This is a genomic window from Mycobacterium sp. HUMS_12744610, assembly GCF_041206865.1.
GTDB lineage: Bacteria > Actinomycetota > Actinomycetes > Mycobacteriales > Mycobacteriaceae > Mycobacterium > Mycobacterium servetii.
Map to the genome: position 1 here is coordinate 2,728,580 of NZ_JBGEDP010000001.1, position 24,538 is coordinate 2,753,117.

At 67.1% G+C, this 24,538-nt stretch carries 24 protein-coding genes and 1 pseudogene; 7 read left to right on the forward strand and 18 right to left on the reverse strand.

Annotated elements, in window-relative coordinates:
* Window positions 1-71: 71 nt before the first annotated feature.
* Genes AB8998_RS13425 through AB8998_RS13435 form a run of 3 tightly spaced genes read left to right on the forward strand, consistent with a single transcriptional unit; the run spans window position 72 to window position 2,514 of the window.
* Window positions 72-1,214 (forward strand): 3-ketosteroid-9-alpha-monooxygenase, oxygenase component, encoded by a 1,143-nt coding sequence (locus AB8998_RS13425; protein ID WP_369741558.1) that lies wholly within the window; start codon window positions 72-74, stop codon window positions 1,212-1,214.
* A 50-nt stretch (window positions 1,215-1,264) separates the two neighbouring features.
* Window positions 1,265-1,498: a ferredoxin gene (locus AB8998_RS13430; RefSeq protein WP_369738379.1), complete on the forward strand. Its 234-nt coding sequence runs from the start codon at window positions 1,265-1,267 to the stop codon at window positions 1,496-1,498.
* Window positions 1,499-1,518: 20 nt separating this feature from the next.
* The gene (locus AB8998_RS13435) at window positions 1,519-2,514 is read left to right on the forward strand and encodes an NAD-dependent epimerase/dehydratase family protein (RefSeq protein WP_369738380.1); all 996 of its coding nucleotides are present in this window, start codon (window positions 1,519-1,521) and stop codon (window positions 2,512-2,514) included.
* A gap of 98 nt (window positions 2,515-2,612) precedes the next feature.
* Here AB8998_RS13435 and AB8998_RS13440 read toward each other — a convergent pair whose 3' ends face one another.
* The 13 genes and pseudogenes from AB8998_RS13440 to AB8998_RS13500 form a co-directional block, all read right to left on the reverse strand.
* On the reverse strand, window positions 2,613-3,395 hold the full coding sequence (locus AB8998_RS13440) for an SDR family NAD(P)-dependent oxidoreductase (protein WP_369738381.1): 783 nt from the start codon (window positions 3,393-3,395) through the stop codon (window positions 2,613-2,615).
* A gap of 17 nt (window positions 3,396-3,412) precedes the next feature.
* Window positions 3,413-4,488: pseudogene (locus AB8998_RS13445) on the reverse strand (hypothetical protein).
* A gap of 45 nt (window positions 4,489-4,533) precedes the next feature.
* The gene (locus tag AB8998_RS13450; RefSeq protein WP_369741559.1) at window positions 4,534-5,451 is read right to left on the reverse strand and encodes an alpha/beta hydrolase; all 918 of its coding nucleotides are present in this window, start codon (window positions 5,449-5,451) and stop codon (window positions 4,534-4,536) included.
* Between the two features lie 67 nt (window positions 5,452-5,518).
* Complete coding sequence (locus AB8998_RS13455; protein WP_369738382.1) at window positions 5,519-6,400, reverse strand: SDR family NAD(P)-dependent oxidoreductase; 882 nt, start codon at window positions 6,398-6,400, stop codon at window positions 5,519-5,521.
* Window positions 6,397-6,876 (reverse strand): nuclear transport factor 2 family protein, encoded by a 480-nt coding sequence (locus tag AB8998_RS13460; RefSeq protein WP_369738383.1) that lies wholly within the window; start codon window positions 6,874-6,876, stop codon window positions 6,397-6,399. Before AB8998_RS13460 ends, AB8998_RS13455 begins: the two co-directional genes overlap by 4 nt.
* A gap of 70 nt (window positions 6,877-6,946) precedes the next feature.
* On the reverse strand, window positions 6,947-7,972 hold the full coding sequence (locus tag AB8998_RS13465; RefSeq protein ID WP_369738384.1) for an acyl-CoA dehydrogenase family protein: 1,026 nt from the start codon (window positions 7,970-7,972) through the stop codon (window positions 6,947-6,949).
* Window positions 7,969-9,108 carry an acyl-CoA dehydrogenase family protein gene (locus AB8998_RS13470; protein ID WP_369738385.1) on the reverse strand — a complete coding sequence of 380 codons (1,140 nt, stop codon included), beginning with the start codon at window positions 9,106-9,108 and terminating at the stop codon, window positions 7,969-7,971. Before AB8998_RS13470 ends, AB8998_RS13465 begins: the two co-directional genes overlap by 4 nt.
* A complete protein-coding gene (locus AB8998_RS13475; RefSeq protein ID WP_369738386.1) occupies window positions 9,108-9,884 on the reverse strand; it encodes a crotonase/enoyl-CoA hydratase family protein in 777 nt (258 codons plus the stop codon). The genes AB8998_RS13470 and AB8998_RS13475 overlap by 1 nt, the downstream gene beginning before the upstream one ends.
* The gene (locus AB8998_RS13480) at window positions 9,881-11,299 is read right to left on the reverse strand and encodes an aldehyde dehydrogenase family protein (RefSeq protein ID WP_369738387.1); all 1,419 of its coding nucleotides are present in this window, start codon (window positions 11,297-11,299) and stop codon (window positions 9,881-9,883) included. Before AB8998_RS13480 ends, AB8998_RS13475 begins: the two co-directional genes overlap by 4 nt.
* A 16-nt stretch (window positions 11,300-11,315) precedes the next feature.
* Window positions 11,316-12,422, reverse strand: coding sequence for a zinc-binding dehydrogenase (locus AB8998_RS13485; protein ID WP_369738388.1), 1,107 nt, complete (start codon window positions 12,420-12,422; stop codon window positions 11,316-11,318).
* A 110-nt stretch (window positions 12,423-12,532) separates the two neighbouring features.
* Window positions 12,533-13,582: a transposase gene (locus AB8998_RS13490; RefSeq protein WP_369738131.1), complete on the reverse strand. Its 1,050-nt coding sequence runs from the start codon at window positions 13,580-13,582 to the stop codon at window positions 12,533-12,535.
* Between the two features lie 26 nt (window positions 13,583-13,608).
* On the reverse strand, window positions 13,609-13,953 hold the full coding sequence (locus tag AB8998_RS13495; protein ID WP_369738284.1) for a helix-turn-helix domain-containing protein: 345 nt from the start codon (window positions 13,951-13,953) through the stop codon (window positions 13,609-13,611).
* Between the two features lie 195 nt (window positions 13,954-14,148).
* On the reverse strand, window positions 14,149-14,766 hold the full coding sequence (locus AB8998_RS13500) for a TetR/AcrR family transcriptional regulator (protein ID WP_369738389.1): 618 nt from the start codon (window positions 14,764-14,766) through the stop codon (window positions 14,149-14,151).
* A 273-nt stretch (window positions 14,767-15,039) separates the two neighbouring features.
* Between AB8998_RS13500 and AB8998_RS13505 the strand changes: the two genes are divergently transcribed.
* Window positions 15,040-15,936, forward strand: coding sequence for a hypothetical protein (locus tag AB8998_RS13505; protein WP_369741560.1), 897 nt, complete (start codon window positions 15,040-15,042; stop codon window positions 15,934-15,936).
* Between the two features lie 16 nt (window positions 15,937-15,952).
* On the opposite strand, the gene AB8998_RS13510 is transcribed toward AB8998_RS13505, so the two are convergent.
* On the reverse strand, window positions 15,953-17,527 hold the full coding sequence (locus tag AB8998_RS13510) for an acyl-CoA synthetase (protein WP_369738390.1): 1,575 nt from the start codon (window positions 17,525-17,527) through the stop codon (window positions 15,953-15,955).
* 102 nt (window positions 17,528-17,629) lie between these two features.
* Here AB8998_RS13510 and AB8998_RS13515 point away from each other — a divergent pair, with 102 nt between their 5' ends.
* Both AB8998_RS13515 and AB8998_RS13520 read left to right on the forward strand, forming a co-directional pair.
* Window positions 17,630-19,558: a flavin-containing monooxygenase gene (locus tag AB8998_RS13515; protein WP_369738391.1), complete on the forward strand. Its 1,929-nt coding sequence runs from the start codon at window positions 17,630-17,632 to the stop codon at window positions 19,556-19,558.
* On the forward strand, window positions 19,555-20,442 hold the full coding sequence (locus tag AB8998_RS13520) for an SDR family NAD(P)-dependent oxidoreductase (protein WP_369738392.1): 888 nt from the start codon (window positions 19,555-19,557) through the stop codon (window positions 20,440-20,442). Before AB8998_RS13515 ends, AB8998_RS13520 begins: the two co-directional genes overlap by 4 nt.
* Here the strand turns inward: AB8998_RS13520 and AB8998_RS13525 are convergent.
* The gene (locus AB8998_RS13525) at window positions 20,439-21,065 is read right to left on the reverse strand and encodes a Dabb family protein (protein WP_369738393.1); all 627 of its coding nucleotides are present in this window, start codon (window positions 21,063-21,065) and stop codon (window positions 20,439-20,441) included. The genes AB8998_RS13520 and AB8998_RS13525 overlap by 4 nt on opposite strands.
* Window positions 21,058-21,414: a hypothetical protein gene (locus AB8998_RS13530; RefSeq protein WP_369738394.1), complete on the reverse strand. Its 357-nt coding sequence runs from the start codon at window positions 21,412-21,414 to the stop codon at window positions 21,058-21,060. The genes AB8998_RS13525 and AB8998_RS13530 overlap by 8 nt, the downstream gene beginning before the upstream one ends.
* 99 nt (window positions 21,415-21,513) lie before the next feature.
* Here AB8998_RS13530 and AB8998_RS13535 point away from each other — a divergent pair, with 99 nt between their 5' ends.
* On the forward strand, window positions 21,514-22,752 hold the full coding sequence (locus AB8998_RS13535; RefSeq protein ID WP_369738395.1) for an NADH:flavin oxidoreductase: 1,239 nt from the start codon (window positions 21,514-21,516) through the stop codon (window positions 22,750-22,752).
* Here the strand turns inward: AB8998_RS13535 and AB8998_RS13540 are convergent.
* Window positions 22,729-23,652: an alpha/beta hydrolase gene (locus AB8998_RS13540; protein ID WP_369738396.1), complete on the reverse strand. Its 924-nt coding sequence runs from the start codon at window positions 23,650-23,652 to the stop codon at window positions 22,729-22,731. The two genes, AB8998_RS13535 and AB8998_RS13540, sit on opposite strands and share 24 nt — an antisense overlap.
* Complete coding sequence (locus tag AB8998_RS13545) at window positions 23,649-24,497, reverse strand: IclR family transcriptional regulator (protein ID WP_369738397.1); 849 nt, start codon at window positions 24,495-24,497, stop codon at window positions 23,649-23,651. The genes AB8998_RS13540 and AB8998_RS13545 overlap by 4 nt, the downstream gene beginning before the upstream one ends.
* Window positions 24,498-24,538 lie beyond the last annotated feature (41 nt).

A 24,538-nucleotide genomic window follows, 5' to 3' on the forward strand; every position in this document is an offset into this window, starting at 1 on the left:
AAGGAAGAGCCTTCCTGATGAGTGGAACAACAGGCCACTATGAATACCGTTATAGGAGTTGAATGACCGTTATGACGCCGCAGTCTGAATCCGACCAAATCCGAGTCATCGAAGCGGATGCCGCGCCGGCGCGGTTCGCCCGCGGCTGGCATTGTCTGGGTCTGCTCCGGGAATTCGGTGACGGCAAGCCCCATACCGTCAACGCCTTCGGACAAAAGCTCGTCGTCTTCCGCGGCGCGGACGGCAGGGTCAATGTGCTCGACGGCTACTGCCGCCACATGGGCGGCGACCTGTCCGAGGGTGAGGTCAAGGGCAATGAGATCGCATGCCCCTTCCACGACTGGCGCTGGGGCGGTGACGGCCGCTGCAAGCAGGTGCCGTACAGCAGGCGCACCCCCAGGCTTGCCCGCACCCGATCTTGGACCACGCTGCAACAGGACGGCATGTTGTTCGTGTGGAACGACCCCGAAGGCAATCCACCCCCACCGGAGGTGACGATCCCGCGCATCGAGGGTGCCACGAGCGACGAATGGACCGACTGGCACTGGTACACCACCGTGGTCCACACCAACTGCCGCGAAATCATCGACAACGTCGTGGACATGGCGCATTTCTTCTATATTCACGGTTCGCTGCCCACGTACTTCAAGAACATCTTCGAAGGACACGTGGCGACGCAGTACATGAACAGTGCGGGCCGTCCCGACCTCGGCGGCACCGAGGGTGCGCAGATGCTCGGTACCACCTCGGTGGCCTCGTACTGGGGTCCGTCCTTCATGATCGACGACCTGACCTATCACTATGCGGAAGCCGACCATCACACTGTGCTCATCAACTGCCATTACCCAATCGATGCGAATTCCTTTGTGCTGCAATACGGCATCATCGTCAAAAAATCGGCCACGCTGCCCGACGACCTCGCCATGCAGACGGCCATCAGTCTCGGTGACTTCGTCAAGCTGGGCTTCGAACAGGATGTGGCGATCTGGCGGAACAAGGCGCGCATCGACAATCCGCTGCTGGTCGAGGAAGACGGGCCGGTTTACCAGCTGCGGCGTTGGTATCAGCAGTTCTACGTCGACGTCGGCGACGTAGAACCGGACATGGTGGACCGCTTCGAGTTCGAGCTCGACACCACGCGACCATACGAGGCGTGGATGAAAGAGGTCGAGGCGAATATGACAGCACAGGCGGCCACCACCGGTTCGGTGTGACGAGGTTGACTGTGTCCGGGAGGATAGACAATCGACTCGATGAGATGCCCATGGTGCCCGTCGCGTGCCGCACCTGCGGCGCGCGGGTGCTGGCCCGCAAAAGCAGCTGGGGCCAGACTAGCGTGCAGTGGGATGCCGACGGGATGGCGCGGTGTGCCGAACGCCGCGAAGCCGTTCGCATCGAAGACAATCGCGGCGCGCTGTTTCTGGCATGTTCTGCCTTGAGGCATTCGATCGAGCACGCCGTAACGGCAGGTGAGCTATCGATGGTTCAGGCCGAATAGTGGCCGAATAGAGTAGTGCGATGCACATTGCGGTGACGGGCGGAACGGGTTACCTCGGCGCTCATATCGTCAGCGGGCTGCTCGCCGCTGGGCACAGCGTGCACCTGCTTGTGGAACCGCACTGGTCTAACGACGTGCTCATGGGCTGCTTCACCTCCGCGGGTCCGGTATCGGTACTGCGCGCCGATCTTCGGGCGCCCGGGGTGGTCGACGCGTTGCTGGACGGATGCGACGCCGTGCTGTACGGAGCGGGGGTCGTCGGCACCGACAACCGGCGAGAGCAATTGATGTGGGACATCAACGCCCACGCAGCCGAGCGGGTCATGCGCCGCGGTGTTGCGCTCGGGCTCGACCCGATTGTGCTGGTGTCCAGCTACAGTGCGCTGTTCCCGCCGCCGGGGCGGATGATCGGTCCGGATTCGCCCACGGCGCAGGGTAGGTCGGCCTACGCGCGGACGAAGTCCCATGCCGACAGAGTTGCGCGCGAGCTGCAGCGTCAAGGTGCGCCAGTGGTGGTGACCTATCCGTCCAGTGTGGTCGGGCCGGCGCTGCACACACCACCGGGTATCACCGAGCAAGGTTGGGGGACCATGGTGCGGTTTCGGGTCGCACCGAGACTGCGCGGCGCCGGCATGCAAATGATCGACGTTCGCGATGTCGCCGACGTCCACGAGCGCCTGATGCGGCCGGGGCGCGGTCCGCGGCGTTATCTGTGCGGCGGGCAGATGCTGACGTTCGATGCCATGATCTCCGCGATCGAACGAGGATCGGGGCATCGTATACGTCGAATACCGATGAGTGCGAGCATGTTTCGACTCGTCGGCCGATTGTCTGATCTGGCGGCCGCGGTGGTGCCACTGGGCAGCGGGTTCAGTTTCGAAGCCGCGCAACTGATCACCGCGGCGATACCGACCGACGACTCCGAAACACTGCGCGATTTGCACGTTGCGTGGCGGTCGGCCACGGAAGCCATCATTGCGACATTCGACCTGGGCTCGGTAGCCGAAGCGCCATGAACGACGCGGCGCGGGTAGCCGTGGTCACCGAGGCAGGACGGGGCATTGCTGTGCAAGCGTGCACGGGACGGTAATGCTCTTTATGGGCATGTTGCCCATCAGGCGTGCGCGCCGCCGTCGATCCGGATTTCGGTGCCGGTGATGAACACGCCGTCGTCGGAGGCCACCATGGCGACCACCGCGGCCACAGAACTCGGGTCACCCAGGATTTCGTTCTCGCTGCCGTGCAGCAGCGGTGTCTGCTTGGCCCACAGCCCCAGGTCGTAACCCTCGGGCATCTTGTCCAGCGTGCTCAGCGCCAACGCGGTGGCCACGCCGCCGGGCTGGATGTTGACCGCTCGCAACCCCCGCTTCGAATACTCCAGCGCAAGGGAGTGCGTGAACGACAACACCCCGCCCTTGCTGGCCGCGTAGGCCGCCATGTAGGGGTGAGCGAATGACGCCGCGGTGGAGGTGAAGTTGACCACGACGCCGCGGCCGGAAGTCAGCAGCGCCGGAAGCGCCTGACGAGTCATCAGGAAGGTGCCCGTCAGGTTCACCGCGAGGGTGGCGTTCCAGTCGGCCAGCGGGTGCTCATGCGTGTTGGCGCACCGTTGAATTGCGGCCGCGTTGACCAGCACCTCGAGTCCGCCGAGTTCGGCGACGGCCGCATCCACCGCGGCGCTCACGGCGTCCTCGTCGGAGATGTCGAGGACGGCGGTGGTCAGGCGCTTCCCGGTGCCGGCGTCCTCAGCCGCGGCCGCCGTGCCCGCCAGCCCGTCCGCCGAGATGTCGTAGGCGACGACGGTGCCGCCCTCGTCGAGCAACCGGGCGACGGTGGCCTGTCCGATCCCCGAGCCGGCTCCGGTGACGATGACCCGCCTGTCGGCGAAACGATCCATCGGCGAACTCCTTTCGGTCATGCCAGTTGGAAGGCACTGAGCGGGGCTTTTTCGGGGTAAACCGTCGGCCCGCCGATGTCGTAGGCGGCGTTCAGGGCGCCGATGAACGCCGGGTCGTGCAGCGGTTCGCCAGGGATATCGAGCTTGATGCCCTTGCCCGCGAGGTCGTCGACCATCATGTCGATGGCCTTGTCCACCGTGAGGTCATCGGAGCCTTCCATGTTCTTCTTCAGCTCCTCGTAGTCGGAGAACACCTCGGCCGACCAGTGCACCAGGAAGCGCAGTTCATCGGTGTGGTGGCGGGCGATCACCTCCCCGCCGTTCTGCAGCAGCCAGTGGTCGCGGTCACCCGGGTCGCCGGTGAACATGGTGTCGAACGCCAGGCCAGCCGGAACCTGTTGGTCCAGTGGGCCGTTGGCCTCGCCACGGTGCACCATCATCTCGTTCTGCACCACGACGCCGCGGTTGTAGATCGGCGGCAGCACACGGCGTGGCGCCTTCAACGGTCCCTCGGGCCAATAGGTGAATCCGCTTCCGTCATCGAGCGAGAACCAGGTGATCACCTGCGCCATCTTGATCAGGTAGTCACGGAACAATCCGGATTTGCCCATCACGCTGGTCAGCCACGTGGGCGCATTCTCGTGCCGCACGCCGCGGAAGCTCGGCGAATCCAGATGGCCCGGGTCGCGGTTGGCGCACGGCCCGTTGATGTTGAACAGCATCAACTGCGGCTTGGCGTATTCAGCGTTCCAGTAGCTCTTGGCCATCTCGAGGAACCGCTCGTTGTAGAAGCAGTCGTGCAGCTGCGGGTAGAGCAGCGCGCCGTAGTTGGCCAGGTAGCCGCGAAAGGTCGGCGTCAAAAACAGGTCCAGCGAAGGGGTGAAACCCTCCGGGAAAGCGCCGCTCATCGTGGCCATCAGCTCGTCGGGCGACGCAAAATGCTGGGCGATGATCAGCTTCCACGGGCCCGCGGAGCGCACGACGTCGAGCAGGCGCTCGCGTTGGTCGTCGGTGTACACTTGTCGATCTCGCGGGGCGGTGCGGCGGGCCGCAACACGTCGGAAAGCTCCATCCGCCGCTCGTCGGTGAGCATCAGCAGTCTCCTTTGCAATCCTGAATCGCTTGATTGTGTGCAGCGTCAACGCAATGCGGTCGACGGCTGTCCGGTGATCGGGACGTCAAAGCGCACCGGATGCCGAAATTTGGCGCGCAGCAGCGCGCCGACCTCGGCGATGGCCAGCCGGCCCCGCGCGGTTGCGTCCGAGCGCATCAAAAAGCCGTGGTAGACGCCCGGATAGCGGGTGGTCGTGGTCTGCACGTCGGCGTCGGCCAACCGGGCGGCGTAGCGCTCGCCCCAATCGCGGATCGGGTCGCAACCGCCGGTCACCACGATCGCCGGCGGCAGGCCGGACAGGTCGCAGGCATACGCGGGGACGAGGTAGGGGTCGGTCGGTGGGCCGGCGTCGCCGTCGACCAGGGCGTGCATGTACTCGATGTCATCGCGGGCCAGCATCGGCGCGTCGGCCAGCGCGGTGACCGACGGAGCGGACATGTCGCGGTCCAGCCCCGGATACAGCAGCACCTGAGCGAAGATCGGGGGCCCGCCGCGGTCGCGGGCGGCGAGCGCGACCGCGGCCGCGAGCGACCCGCCGGCGCTGTCGCCGACGACGGCCAGCCGTGCGGCATCGACATCGAGTTGCGGCGCGTTCCGCGAAACCCACTCCGTGGCCGCGTAGGCGTCGTGGAACTGCGCGGGCGGCGGGGACTCCGGGGCGAGCCGGTACTCGACGGCCACGACGGCGGCCTCCGACGCCGCCGCCAGCTCACGCGCCAGGGGTTCGAAGGAGTGGTTGGAGCCCATCACGAGTCCACCGCCATGCAGATAAACCGACACGGGGCCGCCGGTCTCGGCGGTGGGACGGTAGATCCGGGCCGGGATGTCGCCCGCGGGACCGGGAATGACGGCCTCATCGATGGCGGCCATGTCGGGCATCGCGTCGGGCAGGGGGGCGGATTCCAGCCCGGCGCGCACCGCGGCCAGGCCGCGCTGCCGCATAGGCGCGATGGGACCGAAGGACGCCACGCGCGCCGCGGCGTCGGGATCCAGTGCCGGCGTCACGGTGTCAGTGCTTCGTCGATTCGAAGCGGCTCTCGAGGCGCAGCGTCGGAGGGCGTTGTGCGGCAAGCACATCGGCGCGCTCGGACATCGCGGCGCCAACCGCGTCGGGGTGGGTGTGCAGGTAGAAGCGCCCGTCGGTGGCTTGCTCGAACAACGCCGCGGCGGCTTCCCGCGCGTCCATGGCCGTGGCCTTGATGTCGAGCATCGCCGAACGTTGCGCCTCGGCGGCCTGAACGTCCACGCCCTTGCCGGCCCCGCCGGCGTCGACTCCGCCGGCTGACTCGAAGATGTTGGACGATACGGGTCCGGGGAGCACGGCCTGGACGTGAATGTGCTGGCCGTGCCCGGTCGATTCGACCTCCAGGTACAGGCACTCGGTCAGCGCCAGCACGGCATGCTTGCTGACGATGTAGGGGGCCTGCAACGGGATCGCCACCACCGCGCCGACCGACGCGATGTTCCACACCCAGGCAGGCTCGTCGGTGGCCATCATCTTCGGCAGGAACGCCCGCACGCCGTAAAAGACACCGCTGACGTTGATGTCGATGATGCGTTGCCAGTTGGGCACCGGCGTATCCCACAGGTAGCCGAACTGTTCGATGCCGGCGTTGTTGACCAGCAACCGCACCGCACCGATATCCCGGTACACCCGCTCAGCAAGGTCCCGCACGGCGTCGGGGTCACGCACGTCGCAGACGACGTCGACCGCGGACTCGCCCGCCGCGCGCAGTTCGTCGGCCACCGAGGCGGCCGCCGCCCCGTCGATGTCCGCCAGCACCACGGTCATGCCCAGCCCGCCGGCGTGGCGCGCCAAACCGGCCCCCAGTCCGGAGCCCGCTCCGGTGATGACGGCGACCCCGCCGCCGAACGATTCCCGGGCGCTCACGAACCCGTTGCGCTGTCGGCGGCCAACTCCGACAGCAGCACCGAGTTGGTGGCGTCCAGGACGACGTCCATTTCGGTGAACTGAAGTCCGTCGGCGCCGCGCCGGACCCCGACGTCGACGACCCCGCTGGACACCGCGAACGGCACGAAGTTGGCGATCTGGTTGACGAAGATGTAGAACCGAGCCCGGGTCACGTCACCGTCGGTGCCGGTGCGGTGCACATTGGTGGCGTGGTGGCGCAGCGGATACGGGCTCTGCGTGCGGTGCTCGGACAGCCACTCCATCACCGCGTCACGGCCGGTGAGCTCCGGTGACATCAACTCCTCGAAAGGGCTTGCGCCGGAATCGCTTCGGGTCAGATAGCGAACGTCCTCGGCGTAACTGGCCGCCAGCACGTCGTAGTGGGCCTCGTCGTAGTGGTACCAGAAGCCGGCGATGAACTCCTGCAATTCGGGCAGCGTGATGTCGTTTGCCATGGCAGCAGTCAACTCCGCGGGTGGTCCCGACAACAGACCCGGTGCCCGGTCAGTGGAACGTGCCCGCGAGTCAGCCGGTGATCAGACTCCACAGCCCGCCCGCGCTCGCGTGCATCGCATTGTCGGTGACCTGCCGGTCCCAGTACCCCACCGAACCGAATTCCGAACGCCAGGCGAGCGCGGCCCGGGTGAATTCGTGCAGCCGGTGCTCGCGGGTGGTGCCCATGGCTCCGTGCACCTGGTGTGCGTTGCGCACCGCCACCGAGGTCGCGTGGCCGGCACACGAACGTGCGACGGCGACAAGGAAGCCGAGATTCGGTCCCGACCATTGACTGGCCATCCCGGCACTCAGCGCCGCTTCCGTGGTGGCCCGAGCGAGCGCCGCCTCGGTCGCGATGTCGGACACCAGGTTTCCCACGGCCTGGAATTTCGCCAGCGGGCGGCCGAACTGGACTCGTGAGGTCGAATGCTCGACGCACAGCTGCAGAATCCGGTCCAGCGCGGCGCACACCTGGATCGCGCGCACCAGCCCCGACTTCAGCCCGAGCTGGGTGATGAGGGCCGGGCCCGCCGGGGTCCCTTCCAGAGCCGCCAGATCGGCGGCCACGGTGTCTCGCGGTTCGCCGATCAGGTTGACGCCCGCGGTGATGGTGAGCGTCGCGCGCGCGACGTCGGCGACGCGGTACTGCCCGTCGGCGCGCCACACGAGCACCACCCGGTCGGCCGAAGCGGCCCACGGCACCTGCGCCGCGGATCCCTGTGTGTCGAGCACGCAGACGGTCCGGACCGCGTCATCTACGGGCACTCCCACCGCATCCAGTAGCCAGCATGCCAGTAAATCGTGTTCCGCCAACGGGATTCGGACTCCGTGCCGGACGGCGGCGGCCAGGAGCTCGGCCGCTTCGGCCCAGCCGGCCCCGCTGCCGCCGTGCTGCTCGTCGCCAGTCAGCCGCACCAGGCCGAGTTCGTCGAGATGCCGCCACAGGTCCGGATCCCGCTGGACGGTCGTGGTGGGCGGACACTTTTCGCGGTGTCCGGCGAACACCGCATCCATCATCTCGATGAGTGCGGCGTCGGCGCCAGGCCCGGCGGTCATCGCATGCCCAAGCCGCGCGCGACCACGCCACGCAGCACCTCGTTGGTGCCGCCGCGCAGTGTGAACCCGGGCCGCTGGTCGACGGCCGCACGTACCAGGCCGGCGAACACCGAATCGGGGGAGTCAAGTAGGTCGGCGAATTCCGCGATGTCGCCCTCGGTGGTGGTGCCCAGCACCTTGACGACGGCGGCGGGAAGGTCCGCGGGCTCGTGCCGTTCCAGCGCGCCGGCCACCGCGGTGGACATCTGATGCAGGCCGGCGATGCGCGCCACCAGCCGCCCCAGGTCCGGATCGCGGGGGATGGCGTTGGCCGCCATGCGATCCGCGCAGGCCGCCAACAGCACGAAGGTGGACAGGAACCGCTCGGGTCCGCTGCGCTCGAAGGCGAGCTCGGAGGTCACCTGCTGCCAGCCGTCGCCGATCTCGCCGAAGACCATCTCGTCGGGGACGAACGCAGAATCCAGGATCACCTCGTTGAAGTGGTGGGCGCCGTTCATCGACACGATCGGCCGGATCTCGACGCCGGCGCCGCGCAGGTCGACGATGAATTGGCTGAGCCCGGCGTGACGGTGCGCCGGATCCACCGGCGCGGTGCGCGCCAGGACGATGAAGGCGTGGGCGCGGTGGGCCCCCGACGTCCAGACCTTGGTGCCGCTCAACGACCAGCCACCGTCGACGCGGGTGGCGCGGGTGCGCACACTGGCCAAATCCGAGCCCGAGTCCGGTTCGCTCATGCCGATGCCGAAGAAGCACTCGCCTCGCACGATGCGCGGCAGGAACTCCGACTTCTGCTGTTCGGTGCCGTATTTGAGCAGCGACGGCACGATCTGGCGGTCGGCGATCCAGTGCGCCGCCACGGGCGCGCCGGCGGCCAGCAGTTCCTCGGTGACGACGAACCTCTCCAGGAAGGACCGCCCGTGCCCGCCGTAGTCGACCGGCACCGTCATGCCCAGCCACCCGCGTGCGGCCAGCGCGGCGGTGAAGTCCTCGTCCCATCCGGTCAGCCAGGCGTCGACGGACGGGGTGAACGCCCCGGCGGCCAGCTGGTCGGCGAGGAAGTCGCGCACCTCGGTACGCAGGCCCTCGGTCGTCGCGGGGTCGACGCGGGCGGGCGGCACCAGCCGGGGGAGCGTCATCAGCGCGTTCTCCACTTGGCGATGCGCTGCTCGTGCTCGCGGTCGTGGTGGGCCAGCGGCTGCATGGCCGCGGCCATCCCCAGCGTCGACTCCAGGGTTCCGGTGCGCGACTCCTGCAGCAACCGCTTGGCCATCCGCAACGCGTGCGGCGGGTTCTTGGCGATGCGCTCGGCGAGCGCCCGCGCCTGGGGGAGCAGGTCGTCGTGGGCCACCACGCGGCTGATCATGCCCCAATCGAGTGCGGTCGCCGCATCCACGCGGTCGCCGGTGAACGTCATCTCGGCGGCGCGCTCGTAGCCGATCGCCCGCTGCAGAAACCAGGTGCCGCCGTCCCCCGGGATCAGGCCGAGTTGCACGAAGCTCTCTGCGAACGACGCCCGTTCGGAGGCGACGCGGATGTCGCACATCATCGCCAGATCGCAGCCCGCGCCGACGGCGGCGCCGTTGATCGCACCGATCAACGGCACCTCGAGACGTCCCAACGCCCTCGGGATGCGCTGGACTCCGTCGATGTAGGCGCGCCGCTGGTCGATCGCGTCGAGACCGAACATTCCGGCGCGGTCGGCCATTTCCTTGACATTGCCTCCGGCGGAAAAGATTTTGCCGTCCCCGGTCAGGATGACGGCGCGAACGGTGGTGTCGGCGTTCGCCGCATCGACGGCCGCCTCGAGCGCGGCGATGAAGTCGTTTCCGGTGATCGCGTTGCCCACCGCGGGCATGCTGATCGTCCACAGCTGCGTCGGCCCGTCGGCGGCGATGTGCAGAGGCGCGCTCATGCGGGCAACTGTAGTGACTTGGTCTGCAGGTACTCCTCGAACCCCGCGCGGCCCAGCTCACGGCCGATGCCCGATTTCTTGTAGCCGCCGAAGGGGGCGATCGGGTTGTAGTTGCCGCCGTTGATGTCGAGTTGGCCGGTCTGCACGCCGCGAGCGAACGCGATCGCGCGGTCGATGTCGCCCGCCCATACCGCGCCGGACAGGCCGTAGGGGGTGCAGTTGGCGATGCGCAGCGCGTCGGCGTCGTCGTCGAAGGGGATGACCGCGAGCACCGGCCCGAAGACCTCTTCCTGACCCAGTTCGGAGGCGGGGTCGACGTCGGCGAACACCGTGGGCGCCAGGTAGTACCCGATATCGCGGACCTTGTCGGCGCCGCCGGTGAGCAGCCGCGCGCCGTCGCGCCGGGCGCGCTCGATGTAGCCGCGCACGGTCTCGAACTGCTTGGCCGACGCCGACGGCCCGATGCGGGTGGCCGCGTCGAACGGATCGCCGACGGTGTATTTGGCCACCGCGGCCGCGATGAGGTCCAGCGCCTCGCCGTAGCGCGACCGCGGCACCAGCATCCGGGTCCAGGCCATGCACGTCTGCCCGCCGTTGAGGAAGGCGTTGCCGACGCCGACCTTGACCGCGGTGGACAGGTCGGCGTCGTCGAGGATGACGTTGGCCGACTTGCCGCCGAGCTCGAGGGCCACCTTCTTCACCGACCGTCCCGCCAGCTCGGCGACCCGGGCGCCGACGCCGGTGGACCCGGTGAACGACACGAAATCGAGGTCGGGGTGCTCGGCGAGTCGTTCGCCGATCACCGCGCCGCTGCCGGATACCAGGTTCACCACGCCGGCGGGCAGGGCGGCCTCCTCGACTGCCTCGACGAACTCGAACACCGATAGCGGCGCCTCGTTGCTGGGCTTGAGCACCGTGGTGCAGCCGGCGGCGATCGCCGGCAGCACCTTGGCCACCACCTGATACAGCGGGTAGTTCCACGGCGTGATGGCTCCGACCACGCCGTAGGGTTCGCGCACGACGAGCGAATTGGCCACGTGCTCTTCGAATTCGAAAGTCTCGAGCACGCCGGCGAAACCTCGCGCGACGGCCAGCGGGACCTGGGTCTGCACGGTCTGCGCGATGCGCAGCGGCGCACCCATTTCGCGGCTGATGGTCTCGGCGATGTCGGGCAGGCGCTTCTCCATCGCGGCGATCACGGCGGCGACCCGCTCGCGGCGCTCGGCGACACTGATCAGCGGGTCGAAGGCGCGGCGGGCGGCGGCGACGGCCGCGTCGACGTCCTCGGCGGTACCGGCGGGCACCGAACCGATCGGCCGCTCGGTGGAGGGGTCGATCACCTCGATGACGTCCTCGCCGGCGGGCTTGACCCATTGCCCGTCGATGAACAGTGTGCGGCGGTCGTAGTCGTGCATGTGCGATTCCCTTCGGTCAGGGGACGATACTGGCCCGGACGTCGCGCTTGGCCTCGGCCGCGGTAAACGCAGGATTGATGTCCTCGAGCGAATAAGTTGCTGCCGCAAGGCGGTTCAGCGGTAGCCGATCGTGGTTCTGCTCGAGGAAGGTTAGCGCCCGTGCCAGCACGGCCGGGTCGTAGAGCGAGACCCCCACCATCGACTTGTTGCCGAACACGAATCTCGACGGGTCGAATTCGAAGGTCTTGCCGATGTTGATGTTGCCGATCTCGACGTAACGGCCGAACTGCCCGAGCAATTTAAGCCCTTCGTCGATTGCGGAGGGGTGCCCGACCACCTCGACCACCACGTCGGCCCCTTGACCGTCGGTCAATCGGCGTACGACCTTGGCCCGGTCCTTGACTTCGGGCACTTCGGTGATGTCGATGACGTCGTCGGCGCCGAATGCGGTCGCGAGCTCCAGCCGTTCGGGCACCCCGTCGATGGCGATCACCCGGGCGGCGCCGCGCGCCTTGGCCACGGCGACGGCGTACAGACCCAGCGCACCCGCGCCCTGCACCACCACGTACTCGCCGAGCTGCGCATCGACCCGCTCCAGGCCGTACATGACCTGCGAGAGGGCGCAGTTGGCGCCCGCGGCGATGTCGTCGGAGATGGTGTCGGGAACGGTGTAGACGACCGCGCCGGCGGGCAGCAGGTAATAGTCGCCGTATCCGCCGACGAAGTAGGGCGGCTCGTCGGCGCGCCCGAGCATCGCCATCTTCAGGTTCACACACGCATTTCGCCGCCCGGTCAGACAGTTGCGGCACTCGTGGCAGCAGAAGAAGTAGGGGAACACCACCCTGGTGCCCGGCGCCAGCGGTTTGCCGTTGGAATCCTTGCTGGCACCGTCGCCGAGCGCCTCGATCGCGCCGACCATCTCGTGGCCCAGCACGGTGGGCAGCTGTCCGCCCAGGCCGCGAGTGGCGAAGGTGCCATGCCAGGCGTGCACGTCCGATCCGCAGATGTTGGCGCGGCTGACTCTGATCAGTATCTCTCCGGGACCCACTTCCGGGAGCGTTACCGTTTCGATCTCGAACGGCTTGCCGGGCTCGTCGAACCGCGCGATGCGACCTGTGAACACCTCGGGCGCATTCCTTTCGGTGGTGTTTGGACTGACGGGAGTCGCTACGGGGCGTAACCGGCGCGAACAGGTGAGGTGTTTCTGACTTTGCGATAGACATTCGCGTTTGATCAGACAACATCGTCGGGATCCTGTATGGGTTGAGTGTGCCTTTGCTGGCGGTGCCAGGCAAGTCGGCGGTTGCGGGCGGATTCGAGCCCGGCTTGGCGTGCTTTGCGGATGGCCTCCCCTCGTCCTTCGTGTTCGTCGTTGGGCGTGACATAGCCGATGCCGGCGTGCAACCGGACTCCGTTCCAGAATTGGCGGGTGACGGCAAGTTCGGCGCGCAGGGTGGCGGGGTCCTCGATCGCGAGCAGGTGCGGGAACTCGGCCTTGAGGTGCCCGTTGAAACTCTCGATCCAGGCTTGATCGGTCGGCGTTCCGGGGCGTCCGAAGTGCTGGGCGATCGCAGACATGGCCATGAACTCCCGCGTCGAGCCCGACGTCATCTGGGGACCGTTATCGGACACCGCGAGCAGGATCGGCCGGGCCTGGTCGTCGATGCCGATATCGACCAGGCCGTCGGCGCGTCGCTCAACGGCCTGCAGGAGTCCCTCGATGTCGAGCGCGTCGGTGAACCCGATCTCGACCTGGGTGGAGGTTTCCTCAGCGGAGACGACCTCGGTGATCCACTTGCGCGAGACCAAATCCTGAATGATCAACACTGCCATCCCCGCCCTGGTGAAGTGCGTCGTATCGTAAATCCAGATCGAGTTCGGCTTGTAGTCCACCCAATCCGGGAAGGGCTTGCGTTGAGAACGTCCAGGCTTGGGAAGTGGTCGAAAGTGCTTGTCCGCCAAGAACAGGACCCGACGAACACTCGACGGTGACACCCATACCCGGCCCAGATAAGAGCCGCGGTGAGCAAGCTTGCGGTGCGAGCGGTCGGTCTCGCCCCACTGGTCGAACAACGCCAAGATCTCGCTGACTTCTTCGTCGAGCAGCCCATGCATGGGCGACCCACCAGGGATCTTGTCGACCAGCTGGCCGATCGCTCGGCGAGCGATCCAGCGATGTGCCCGCAGCTCGCCGAGCTCCAACGCATGGCATGCCTGGCGCAGTGTCCAACCTTCATCGACCGCCTGGTCGAGCAAGCCCAACAGCGCCGTCTTGGTGGCCACGTCGACACGGTGTGGGACTCGGCCACTTAGCCCCAGCGCCCTTTTCCCTCGACCAACGTCAGCCGCACGGCCATCTCCTTGAGTGCCTCGGACAGCCGCGCGTTCTCGGCCTTGGCGGCATCGAGTTCGTAGTCGCGTTGGCGGGCCGCCGCGCCTGGCTTGGCTGCCGCCAGCGCGGCCAGCGCACCTTCCTTGGCGATCGTGCGGATGCGCATGATCGTCGTGCGATCCACCTGATGGTTGGCGGCGGCCTCGGCGATCGTCACCTCCTGGCGTACCAGCTGCAGCCATATCTCGTACTTCTGCGACGGGCTCAAGAACCGCTTCGGGCGACGGTGCGAGCGGTCGCCACCAGAGTTTGCTTCGGACATGATCAGATCCTCCAAGAGAGCTCGGAGAACCCGTCGGATGTCGTCTGATCGACACACCGATCTCTATCGCGAAGTCAGACGCAAAACACAGGAGCCACACAGCTGGGTGGGGACGAATCTGGTGGCCAGGTTAAGCCGTGCCCCCGCCGGTTGACGCGTTCCCTTCCCGCCCAGCGGTCACCGCTCTCGCGCGGATTACGTGTGCAGCATTCGCGGTCCTGGCGTCAGCGATGCGAGCGCCATCTCGATTCCCGTTCGCAACCCGCGTTTCAGGCGGCGGAGGTCGCCGTCGACCACCCAGTGAACGTAGGCGTGCCTGCAGCACTGGATCACGAGTTGTGCGGGCAGTTCGCGACGAAACGGGTCCGCGCCGAGGTCGAACCGGGCTGCAAGAAACTCCGATATCGGCTCGGCCAGGTCTTCTCCCCAGTCAAGCCAGCGCAGCCTGTACTGCGGATCGTTGAGCATCAGCGCCAAGAACCGGCGGTCCATCTCGACCTGCCCGCGCTTGGGGACTTCGGTACTGAACGCCTCCACCAAGGTGTCGACGGCGTTGCTCGTGGACGGGGCATGGTGAAGCACTTGGACACTGAGCCTGCCGAATTCGCGAAACAACGGCATGACGACGTCTTCCTTTACCGGGAAGTGCCGGTGGAAGGTCCGAGGCGCGATCCCCGCCTCCTCGCAGATGCGCTCGACGGTTGCCGACGTCGATCCCTGGGCGAGGAAGATGTCGCGCGCTGCGATTGCGATATCCAAGCGGAGCTGCTCCGCGCGCCGTTCGCTTCGGGTCTGCTTACCGGGCGCGCTCACGTCGTGCTCCTTTTCCGCCCGTGCGGGCGCGTCGAAACTGCGAGCGACGTCGGAGTGTGGCTGACGCGATCGAGCTGGCATCCCGTGTCCCACTCAGCGGGCATCTCGGCTGATCCTCCGGTGCTCTTCGTGCCTACCGTGTTGACGTCAGATTCTGCCATGCAATGCAGAGTCTGCCAGATTTTCTGGGGCGTCGAGCATCGCCTCAATTCCCGGGTGGCTCGAAAGCTGCTGTCGCACCGTCGGACCTATAGAGGAGGAGCTCCAGTGAACATGGCAGAAGACGGCTTGAACTATGACGACTACACCCACGACTTCATGGGAAAGGTCGGCAACGTGGAGGACTTCTCGCGGGACTTCCTGTTGGGGCTGGCCCGCGTCTTCGAGGACACCCTGAAGTTCGTTCCCTACGCTCATGTCACCACCTACGCCGACAAGGTGGGCATCAACACAGCCATGGACGTCGCCGCCGAGGTGTCGCGCGCTGGGATGCGACAGGTAATGCCCATGGGCCGCTTCATCGCACCCCCGGGGTGGGATTGGAAAAACGCTCAGTATCAAGCTATTCCATTCGATGTCCAAACGGAGGACTTCACGAAGGAAGCCCTCATCCGGCTGATCAAGACCTACTGGGACCAATATCTCAAGGGGCACAACTACTTCATCGATCAATGGACGAAGATCATCCCCGAAGACGAAGTCTGGTTGGGTCTGCCGGACATGTATCAACTGATCATCGACTACGAATACCCCAAGCTGGCGAAGGTGCTCCGGATCGAGCCCGTGCACGTGGTCGATTACCTGAAACTGGCCTGCCTCAGCATCGACGGGACGCTCGGCTACGGCGGTGAGTACATCGTGCACAACCCCGATCACGTGGTTCTGAACATGCGGCGGTGCGAGGTGCTGCAGAAGTACACCGACGAAGGGCTGTACCCGCCGGCGCGGGCTTGGATGAACTGCACGTTCGAGCAGCGCATTTCCGCGCCGTTTTTCCCCGGCTGCAACCTCGACATCAACTTGCCGCCGAAGGATTTCAAGTTCGCCCAGGGCGAGCCGTTCTGCGTGTGGACCTACACCCGCGGCGAGGAGAACCATCGGGCTGCCGCAGCCGCGCCCGACCCCCGGGCCAGCGCCATGAAAAAGATCCCCATCATCCCGGTCTCTTGACCGGCGGCCAGCGGAATTATCGAGAGCCGAAAATTTCTCGCAATTCGCGCTTGAGCAGCTTGCCGCTGGGGTTCTTGGGAAGTGAATCGACGAAGAAGATCTGCTTGGGTGTTTTGAAGCCCGCCAGGTGCACTCGGCAGTGAGCGACGATGTCCTGCTCGGTCAACGTCACACCGTCGCGAGGAACGATCGCGGCCACCACGGCTTCCACCCATAGCGGATGCGCCAGCCCGAACACGGCTGCTTCATGAATGCCGCTGTGCCGGTAGAGGACTTCCTCGACCTCCCGGCTTGCGACGTTCTCGCCGCCGGTCTTGATCATGTCCTTCTTGCGGTCGACGACGTGCAGCAGCCCGTACTCGTCGTAGTAGCCCAGGTCGCCCGAGTGGAACCAACCGCCGCGGAAGGCCTCGCCGGTACGTTCGTGGTCGTCCAAATAGCCGAGCATCAAATGCGGGCTGCGGTGCGCGATTTCGCCGACGACGCCGGCGGCGACCGGAATGTCGTCCTCATCGAGAATTGTCGTCTCGACGTTGGCAACGGGACGCCCGGCTGAACCGGCGTGCTGGTCTTGCTCGTCGGGGCCCAGGGCGGACGCCAGTGGCGCCATTTCGGTCTGGCCGTAGAAGTTCCACAGCCTCAGGTCGGGGAGTCGTTCCCGTATCTCGGCGAGCACCTCGACCGGCATGGCCGACGCACCGTAGTAGCCTTTGCGCAGGCTCGACAGGTCCACCTGGTCGAACACGGGCGAGCGGAGCAGCGAGATCCACACCGTCGGGGGAGCGAAGTAGTTGGTGACGCGGTAGCGCTCGATCGTGCGGAGCACCGCTTCGGGTTCCGGTCGCGGCAGGATGATGCTGGTGGCGCCCAGGTAGATGTCGGTGGCCAGGAAGTTGTCCAGCTGTGCGCAGTGGTAGAGCGGCAGCGAGTGGATCTCGACGTCGTCGTGGGCCATCTCCCCGGCCACGATGGTGCTCACGTACTGCCACATCAGGCTGCGGCTGGTGTGCATGGCCGCCTTGGGACGGGACTCGGTGCCGCTGGTGTACATCAGCCGCACCAGCTGGTCGTCGTCGATGTGCGGGCTCGGCGGCGCGTTGTCGGTGTCCAGCCAGTGCGCGAAGTCGTCCCAGCCGGGCGGGGCCTCACGGCCGGCGGGTGCCAACGCAATCTGGGTTGTGACCACACCGCCGCGCCGCATCGCCTCTTCGGCCGTCGCTGTCATTTCGGACTCGACGATGAATCCGCGGGCCTGGCTGTGGCCCAGAATGTACGCGATCTCCTCGGCGGTCAGCATGAAGTTGATCGGCACCAGGACTACGCCGGCGCGCGCCGTCGCGAACGCCAGCACGGCGTACTCCCAGCAATTGTGCGAAAGCAATGCGACTCGGTCGCCGACGCTAAAACCGTTGTTCTGCAACGCGGCCGCCGCGCGATCTACCAGCCGATCGAAGTCCGTGAAACTCAACACGACGTCGCCGTCGATGATCGCGGTCTTGTCGGGGTGCCGGCGAGCCGACCGGCGGGGGACATCGCCGAGCCCGTTGCTGCGCGCCCGCGCGACGATCGCGTCCAGATCCTGGGACTGCATTCCCGTCACGGTAGGTGCGAACACCCGGTTGCGGGCCATCGGCGTCCCGCTGAGTAGACAAGGGGCTGCACGCGAACGCGGATCGCCCCAATACTTGCCGGCATGAGCGCTGGCGTCCCCGTCACGACCGAAGGCACCGGATACGTCCACCTGGACCCCGAAGAGTTGCGGGCCAACCTGCGCCAGGCCGATCCCGGCGTGCTGGCTGCCGTGCTGGCGCAACTGACCGGTGACCCAGGGGTCGTCGAGCGGTTCGCGGGGAGGATCAGCTACGTCCCCGATCCGCCCGAGCAGGCCGGTGTCACCGATCCCGCAACGGCCGCGGAGCTGGTCGACGCGGTCGTCGCGGCGCTGCAGTCGCCCCGCCCGAGCGACGCCGTCCGCGCCGACGACCGCGACCTGTTCGCCCGTATCGCACCCGTCGCCCTGGGGGGCGAAATCGGTCCCGAGTACCTCCCGCTGCTGCTCGAGCAGGGCGGATTCCAGCCGTCCCAGCCGGTACTGCCGCGCACCGCCAAGCTTCCCGACGGCTTCAAGGTCGCCATCATCGGCGCGGGAATCGCCGGAATCACCGCCGCGCTCGCGTGCACAGACGCCGGCATCGACTACCAGATCATCGAGCGACACGACGAGGTCGGCGGAACCTGGTACACGACAACCTATCCGGGCATCGGTGTGGACACCCCGTCGGCGTACTACTCGCTGTCGCGCGACATCAACGGCGACTGGTCGAGTTACTACCCGCAGGGCGCCGAGTACCAGTCCTACCTGGTGTCGGTGGCCGACAAGAACGACCTGCGCGGCCACGCGCGGTTCGGCACCGAGGTCGAAGCGCTGTGGTGGGACGAAACCCGCCAACAGTGGGAAATCCACGCGGTCGGTCCCGGCGCCCGCGACATCAGCTACGCGAACGCGGTGATTCCTGCGGCCGGTTATCTCAACCGTCCGCGCTGGCCGGACCTGCCCGGCCTGGAGACATTCGCGGGGGTTTCCGTCCATTCCGCCCAATGGGATCCCGATCTGGACCTGACGGGCAAGAGGGTTGCAGTGATCGGCGCCGGTTGCACCGCGGTGCAGATCGTCGACGCGTGCGTCGACCAGATTGCGCATCTGACGGTATTCCAGCGGCAGCCGCACTGGGTGGCACCGCGGCGACGGGCGTCCGACGACGTTCCGGCCTACCAGCGGTGGCTAGGCACCAGGGTGCCGTACTACGCGAATTGGGTTCGGCTCAAGTCGTATTGGGGGACGGCGGACAACAACTACCCGGTGATCTTGCATGACCCGGAGTGGGCGGCCGAGCATCTGTCGATCTCGCCGGCCAATGACGTGCTGCTGCGGATGTGTCAGGACTACATCGATCGGGTGTTCGGCGCCGGCAGCGAACTGGCCCGCAAGGTCACGCCCGACTTCGCTCCCTACGGCAAGCGGATCATCCGGGATCCCGGCGGCTACTACGCCGCGCTGGCGCGCGAGCATGTGGACGTCGAGGCGAGCGAACCGGCGCGGGTCAACGAGGCCGGAATCGTCACGGCCGACGGCCGGCAGATCGACCTCGACATCATCATCTACGCGACCGGCTACTACCTGGATTTCCTGTCCACCGTTGACATCCGGGGCCGCGGCGGCAAGAAGCTCAGCGACGAGTGGGGCGACATCCCGCGGGCCTACCGCGGCGGGATGGTGCCCGGTTTCCCGAACATGTTCATTTCGTCGGCCCCCAACTACAGCCCGGGGCACGGGGCGGGCCACAACTTCGGCGTCGAGGTGATGGTGCACTACGTCATGGAATGCCTGCAGCTGATGGCGCTGCGCAAGGCGGCCACCATCGAGGTCACGCAGAGCGCCTACGAGCGCTATGTCGCCGACATCGACCAGACAATGGCCGGTACCGTCTGGTGCCACACTCCGTCCGCCCACACCTACTACCGCTCGGGGGGAGGGCGGATCGTGACGGCGTTCCCGTATCGCCTCATCGACTTCTGGCGCGACCATCGCGCGCCGCTCGAAGAGGATTTCACGCTGCGATGAGCGGACTCCTTTCCGGCAGAACGGCGTTGGTGACGGGCAGCAGCCGTGGGATCGGCCGGGCGATCGCGCAGCGCCTGGCCGCCGAAGGTGCCACCGTGGCGGTCACCGCGCGATCGCATGCCCCGTCCTTGTCGACGCGGGCAGGAACGACCGCGGCGCTGCCGGGCACCATCGCCGAGACGGTCGGTCTGATCGAGGCCGCGGGCGGCCAGGCGTTCGGCGTCGCGGCCGACCTGGAGGACGCCGAGCAGCGCAACGGGCTGGTCGACGCGGTCCTCGAGCGCGCCGGCCGCCTCGACATCCTGGTCAACAATGCCGGTTTCGCCGACTACTCGCTGGTCGAGGCGATGAGCCTGGAAACGTTCGACCGTACCGTGGAGCACTACCTGCGCGTGCCGTTCGTCCTGACGAAAGCCGCGGTGCCCCAGATGCGCAAGCAGGGCGCGGGCTGGATCGTCAACATCGGTTCGGTCACCGGCGTGGCGCCGGTGCGACCATACCGGGAATACAACAAGACCTCGGGCGACGTCATCTACGCGTCGATGAAGGCCGCCCTGCACCGGTTCACCCAGGGGGTGGCCGCGGAACTTCTCGACGCGGACATCGCCGTCAACTGCGTCGGCCCTTCCACGGCGGTCCGCACACCCGGCGCTGCGCAGCTCATTCCGGACACTTTCCCGACCGAGCCGGTGGAATACCTGGCCGAGACGGTGCTGGCGATGTGCCATCTGCCCGCCGCGAAGCGCACCGGCTTGGTGGCGTTCAGCCTGCACTATCCGTGGTCGCAGCAGTTGCCGGTGCACAGCTTGGATGGCACCACGGTGTTGCCGCCGCTGCAGCCACCCGCGACGGCCAACCCGAACATCTCTCCCGCGGGGCTCTAACCCAGTACCGGCCCGGTGCTGGCGCAGAAGCTGTGACAGACGCGGTCGCGCACGATGACGTCGGGGCATTCGGGGTCGAACCAGCGATCCACCACCGCCCAGTGGATCGGATGCATCAGGTAGGCCCCGGTCAAACCGTCCGCGTCGGTGAAAAGCTGTTCGAACACATGAGTCCACGCCGAGGTGCCGGTCGCTTCCTCCACCCTGCTCAGCTGCCAGTCGGTGATCGTGCGCACGTAGCGCGGCATCAGCCTTAGGTCGGCCTCGAAACGGCCGATGGTGGTCGCATCGGTGCCTGGCGGCACGCTCAACAGCAGCGCCCGGTAAACGGTTGCCGGTCTGTCGTTGCCGAGTACGGGCGTTCCCGAGTAGGCCGCGCCGTTCACCCGGCTGACCGCGGGATCAGCGAAGAGCGCGGCGAAACCTCCCGCCGTGCAATCCCATTGGTCCTTGTCGGCAAAGCGGAGGTGAACCAGGATGTCGCCGCCGTTACGCGAACCGGGCAGCGTGGGTGCCACCACCCAACTCCGTGCCCCGGCGTTGGCTGCCGCCCCACGCAATCCGGCGAGCATGCGGTCGCGGTCCGGCTCGGCGACATCGATCAGCCGGGTGACGCTATACATCGCACAGTCCGTCCACGTCGGCGGCGGCCGCAGCGAACGACCGGGACCGCTCGACCACCAAGCCACCGACCTTTGTCCACCATTCGCCCAACGCCGGGTCCGGCCGGCCTTTCCAGGTCATCTGCCACCACGCCTGCGCGTTGGGCAGCGTCCAGGTGATGGTGACCGTGTTGACCCGCTCCGCGGATTCGTCGAACCAGATGGGCGGGCTGACCAGGACGTCGCGTAGTTTCATACCGCGTTCGCGTGCGCCGGGAGCGTATTCGGCGAGGTAGGTGTCGACGAATCGCCGGGCGCATCCGGGCCGAGTGATCACCCGATCGATCACGAAGACTTCGCCGTCGGCCATGAGCTGACCGTATGACACCGGCGCGGCCCGGCGAGGCCGGCTCCCGATTATCGGGAACCTGGTGTTGACCGGCGCTGGATGCGGGGCAACGGTAGCCAGATGAGCACTGCAGCGGCTGATCCTTTCGCCCCCGCCATGCTGGGGCCGGTGAGGTTGCGCAACAGGGTGATCAAGGCCGCCACCTCGGAAGGTCGTTCGCCGGACGGGCTGGTCACCGACGATCTGATCGAGTTCCACCGCGCCTTCTCGCGCGGCGGCGTCGGCATGACGACGGTCGCCTACTGCTGTGTGGCGCCGGAAGGGGCCAGTGCACCCGGCCAGATCGTGATGAGCCAGCGGGCGCTGCCGGGGCTGCGGCGCCTGACCGACGCCGTGCACGCCGACGGGGCCGCGATCTCCGCGCAGCTGGGCCACGCCGGCGTGGTGGCGCAGAAGAAGCTGACCGGGGTGACCCCGGTGGCGCCGAGCCGATTCATCAACCCCGCGTCCATGGGTTATTGCCGGGAGATCACCCGCGCCGAGATCGCGGGCGTGATCGACCAGTTCGGCGCCGCGGCCCGGGTGGCCGCCGATGCCGGCTTCGACGCCGTGGAACTGCATTTCGGTCACCTCTATCTACCGAGCTCGTTCCTGAGCCCGCTGATCAACCGCCGCAAAGACGACTATGGCGGCGACATCGACAACCGCTCGCGCCTGTGCCGCGAGATCGCCCGGCGGGTACGTGACGAGATCGGCGAGCGGATCGCGGTGACGGCCAAGCTGGATATGGACGACGGTGTGCCCGGTAGCATCTGGGTCGACGAAGCACTGCGGACCGCCGCGCTCCTGGATGCCGACGCGACCCTCGACGCGATCGAATTGACCCAGGGATCTTCGGTGTTCAAGCCCATGTATCTATTCCGCGGTGACGTCCCCGTCAGGGAGTTCGCCCAGGTCATGCCGCAGCCCATGCGCATCGGCATGCGGGTGATCGGCAAATGGGCGATGGGCGATTATCCGTACCACGACCTCTACATGCTCGAGAATGCCCGGCAATTCGTCCCCGTGATCCGCAACACGAAGCTGATCCTGCTGGGCGGCATCACCAACCGCGACCACGTCGAGACCGGTATGCGCGAGGGGTTCGACTTCGTGGCGATGGGCCGCGCGCTGCTGCGTGAGCCCGACCTGGTCGCCCGGATGGCCGCCGACCCCACCGTGCGCAGCCGGTGTACCCACAACAACAAGTGCATGGTCACGGTGTTCGGCCGGACGCACTGCGTCTTGGACCCAGATCAGCGTTACGAGGCGGCAGAGCCGTTGCGGGCGAACACCCTACCGCCGCAGCAGATCGGATAGCGCCGCAATGGCCGATTTTCGGGCCTCATGCGCGAGGTCAAGCATCGGCATCGTCATGAAGCCGTGGATGCCGCCCTCGTAGTCCAGTTGCACCGTTGGGACGCCTGCCGCCTGCAATGCCGCGCTGAAGGCCAGTCCCTCGTCGCGAAGTGGGTCGTGGCCGGCGATCACGACGACTGCGGGCGGTAGACCGCTCAGCTCCGCATGCAGGGGTGCGGCATACGGGTGAGTGCGGTCGCCTGCTGCGGGCACATAACAGTCCCAGTACCACTGCAGGGCCGGCTTCGGGTTGTAGTAGCCCCGACCGAACAGGCGGTAGGACTCGGTGTCGAAGTCGGCGGCGATCACCGGATACAGCAGCAGCTGGCCGGCCAGCGCCGGTCCGCCGCGGTCGCGGGCCATGATCGCGGTCACCGCGGCCAGGTTGCCGCCGGCGCTGTCGCCGCCGACGACGAGACGCCCGGCGTCGCCGCCGAGGGTGGCGGCGCTGTCGGCGCACCAGCGTGTCACCGCGTAGACGTCTTCGGGGGCCGCCGGCCACGGGTCCTCTGGTGCCAGCCGGTATCCGACCGAAACCACCACCGCGGGAAGGAGGTTGGCGATGCTGCGGCAGAGGCCGTCGTGAGTGTCCAGATCGCAGAACACGAACCCGCCTCCGTGTGCGTAGACCAGTATCGGCAGCGGGCTGACGGCTTCGGGCCGGTAGACGCGCACCGCGATCGGGCCGTGCGGGCCGGTGACTATGCAGTCCGTGACTTCGCCGATGGGCTCGGGTTGGACCGGCGGGACGAACCTGGACCTGATCAGATCGCGGGCCTGGGCGCCGGTCATGTCCTGGACGGCGGGGAACCCGCCGTCCAGTTGCTCGATGATGGCGGCGATCTGGGGGTCGAGGCTCACGCGTATTGCAGGGTCGGGCGGGGCGCCGCGGCCGACCGCGGCCGCGGGGGGAGCAAGGGCCGCAGCGGCTGCAGGGTGGGGGCGACACGTTGCGGGCCGCCTTCGACGTTGCGCCAGATGGCCATAGCGGTCATCCGAACCGGAGCGGCGAGGCGCTGGTCGAAGGTCACCCGGTTCATCGGGCCGCACACCGACACGGCGGCCACCGCTTCACCGGGGTTCCCGATGGGCGCTGCCACGCAACCGAACCCGAGCAGCGACTCTTCGCGCTCGAACGCGACGCCGTGAGCGCGGACCTTGGATAGTTCCGCTGCCAGTTGCGCGGCACTCGAGATCGAGTATTTGGTCAAGCGGGCCCGCGGATCGATGCCCGCGCGCTCATCGCCGTAGGCCAGGATCGCCTTGCCGACGGCGGTGCAGTGTGCGGGCTGCCGGCCGCCGACCCTGGTTGGAATCGCGTTGCTCAGCCGGTCGCCGATCTTCTCGAGGTAGACGACATCGGGGCCGTCCAAGACGGCCAGATGTATGACGAGGCCCGTGGCGCGGTGCAATTCCCCCAGCAGCGGGGTGGCCGAGCGCACCAGCCGATCCTGATGCACGGCCAGTGAGCCGAGCTCGACGAGCCGCATTCCCAGCTCGTAGTCGCGGCCACTGCGGCGTAACCAGCGGAGCTGAACCAGCCGCTCCAGCATGCGGTGTGCCGATGAGCGCGGCAGTCCGGTGCGTCGCACTATTTGAGCCAGCGTCAACCGTCCCGGACCGTCGAACGCGTCGAGCACCAGCGAGATGCGGTCGATAACGGCGCTGGGCGTGGCGGATTCGGCGGTGTCATCGGTCGAAGCCATCGGTCGGTCCTCCAAGTTGGTCTGCCTGGCTGGAATATTCC

What these genes read in the sequence shown, in the direction of transcription:
- AB8998_RS13425 (WP_369741558.1), top strand. Translation starts at nt 72, where the DNA reads ATGACGCCGCAGTCTGAATCCGACCAAATCCGAGTCATCGAAGCGGAT.
- AB8998_RS13430 (WP_369738379.1), top strand. Translation starts at nt 1,265, where the DNA reads ATGGTGCCCGTCGCGTGCCGCACCTGCGGCGCGCGGGTGCTGGCCCGC.
- AB8998_RS13435 (WP_369738380.1), top strand. Translation starts at nt 1,519, where the DNA reads ATGCACATTGCGGTGACGGGCGGAACGGGTTACCTCGGCGCTCATATC.
- AB8998_RS13440 (WP_369738381.1), bottom strand. Translation starts at nt 3,395, where the DNA reads ATGGATCGTTTCGCCGACAGGCGGGTCATCGTCACCGGAGCCGGCTCG.
- AB8998_RS13450 (WP_369741559.1), bottom strand. Translation starts at nt 5,451, where the DNA reads ATGCGGCAGCGCGGCCTGGCCGCGGTGCGCGCCGGGCTGGAATCCGCC.
- AB8998_RS13460 (WP_369738383.1), bottom strand. Translation starts at nt 6,876, where the DNA reads ATGGCAAACGACATCACGCTGCCCGAATTGCAGGAGTTCATCGCCGGC.
- AB8998_RS13465 (WP_369738384.1), bottom strand. Translation starts at nt 7,972, where the DNA reads ATGACCGCCGGGCCTGGCGCCGACGCCGCACTCATCGAGATGATGGAT.
- AB8998_RS13470 (WP_369738385.1), bottom strand. Translation starts at nt 9,108, where the DNA reads ATGACGCTCCCCCGGCTGGTGCCGCCCGCCCGCGTCGACCCCGCGACG.
- AB8998_RS13475 (WP_369738386.1), bottom strand. Translation starts at nt 9,884, where the DNA reads ATGAGCGCGCCTCTGCACATCGCCGCCGACGGGCCGACGCAGCTGTGG.
- AB8998_RS13480 (WP_369738387.1), bottom strand. Translation starts at nt 11,299, where the DNA reads ATGCACGACTACGACCGCCGCACACTGTTCATCGACGGGCAATGGGTC.
- AB8998_RS13495 (WP_369738284.1), bottom strand. Translation starts at nt 13,953, where the DNA reads ATGTCCGAAGCAAACTCTGGTGGCGACCGCTCGCACCGTCGCCCGAAG.
- AB8998_RS13505 (WP_369741560.1), top strand. Translation starts at nt 15,040, where the DNA reads ATGGCAGAAGACGGCTTGAACTATGACGACTACACCCACGACTTCATG.
- AB8998_RS13510 (WP_369738390.1), bottom strand. Translation starts at nt 17,527, where the DNA reads ATGCAGTCCCAGGATCTGGACGCGATCGTCGCGCGGGCGCGCAGCAAC.
- AB8998_RS13515 (WP_369738391.1), top strand. Translation starts at nt 17,630, where the DNA reads ATGAGCGCTGGCGTCCCCGTCACGACCGAAGGCACCGGATACGTCCAC.
- AB8998_RS13520 (WP_369738392.1), top strand. Translation starts at nt 19,555, where the DNA reads ATGAGCGGACTCCTTTCCGGCAGAACGGCGTTGGTGACGGGCAGCAGC.
- AB8998_RS13525 (WP_369738393.1), bottom strand. Translation starts at nt 21,065, where the DNA reads ATGTATAGCGTCACCCGGCTGATCGATGTCGCCGAGCCGGACCGCGAC.
- AB8998_RS13530 (WP_369738394.1), bottom strand. Translation starts at nt 21,414, where the DNA reads ATGGCCGACGGCGAAGTCTTCGTGATCGATCGGGTGATCACTCGGCCC.
- AB8998_RS13535 (WP_369738395.1), top strand. Translation starts at nt 21,514, where the DNA reads ATGAGCACTGCAGCGGCTGATCCTTTCGCCCCCGCCATGCTGGGGCCG.
- AB8998_RS13545 (WP_369738397.1), bottom strand. Translation starts at nt 24,497, where the DNA reads ATGGCTTCGACCGATGACACCGCCGAATCCGCCACGCCCAGCGCCGTT.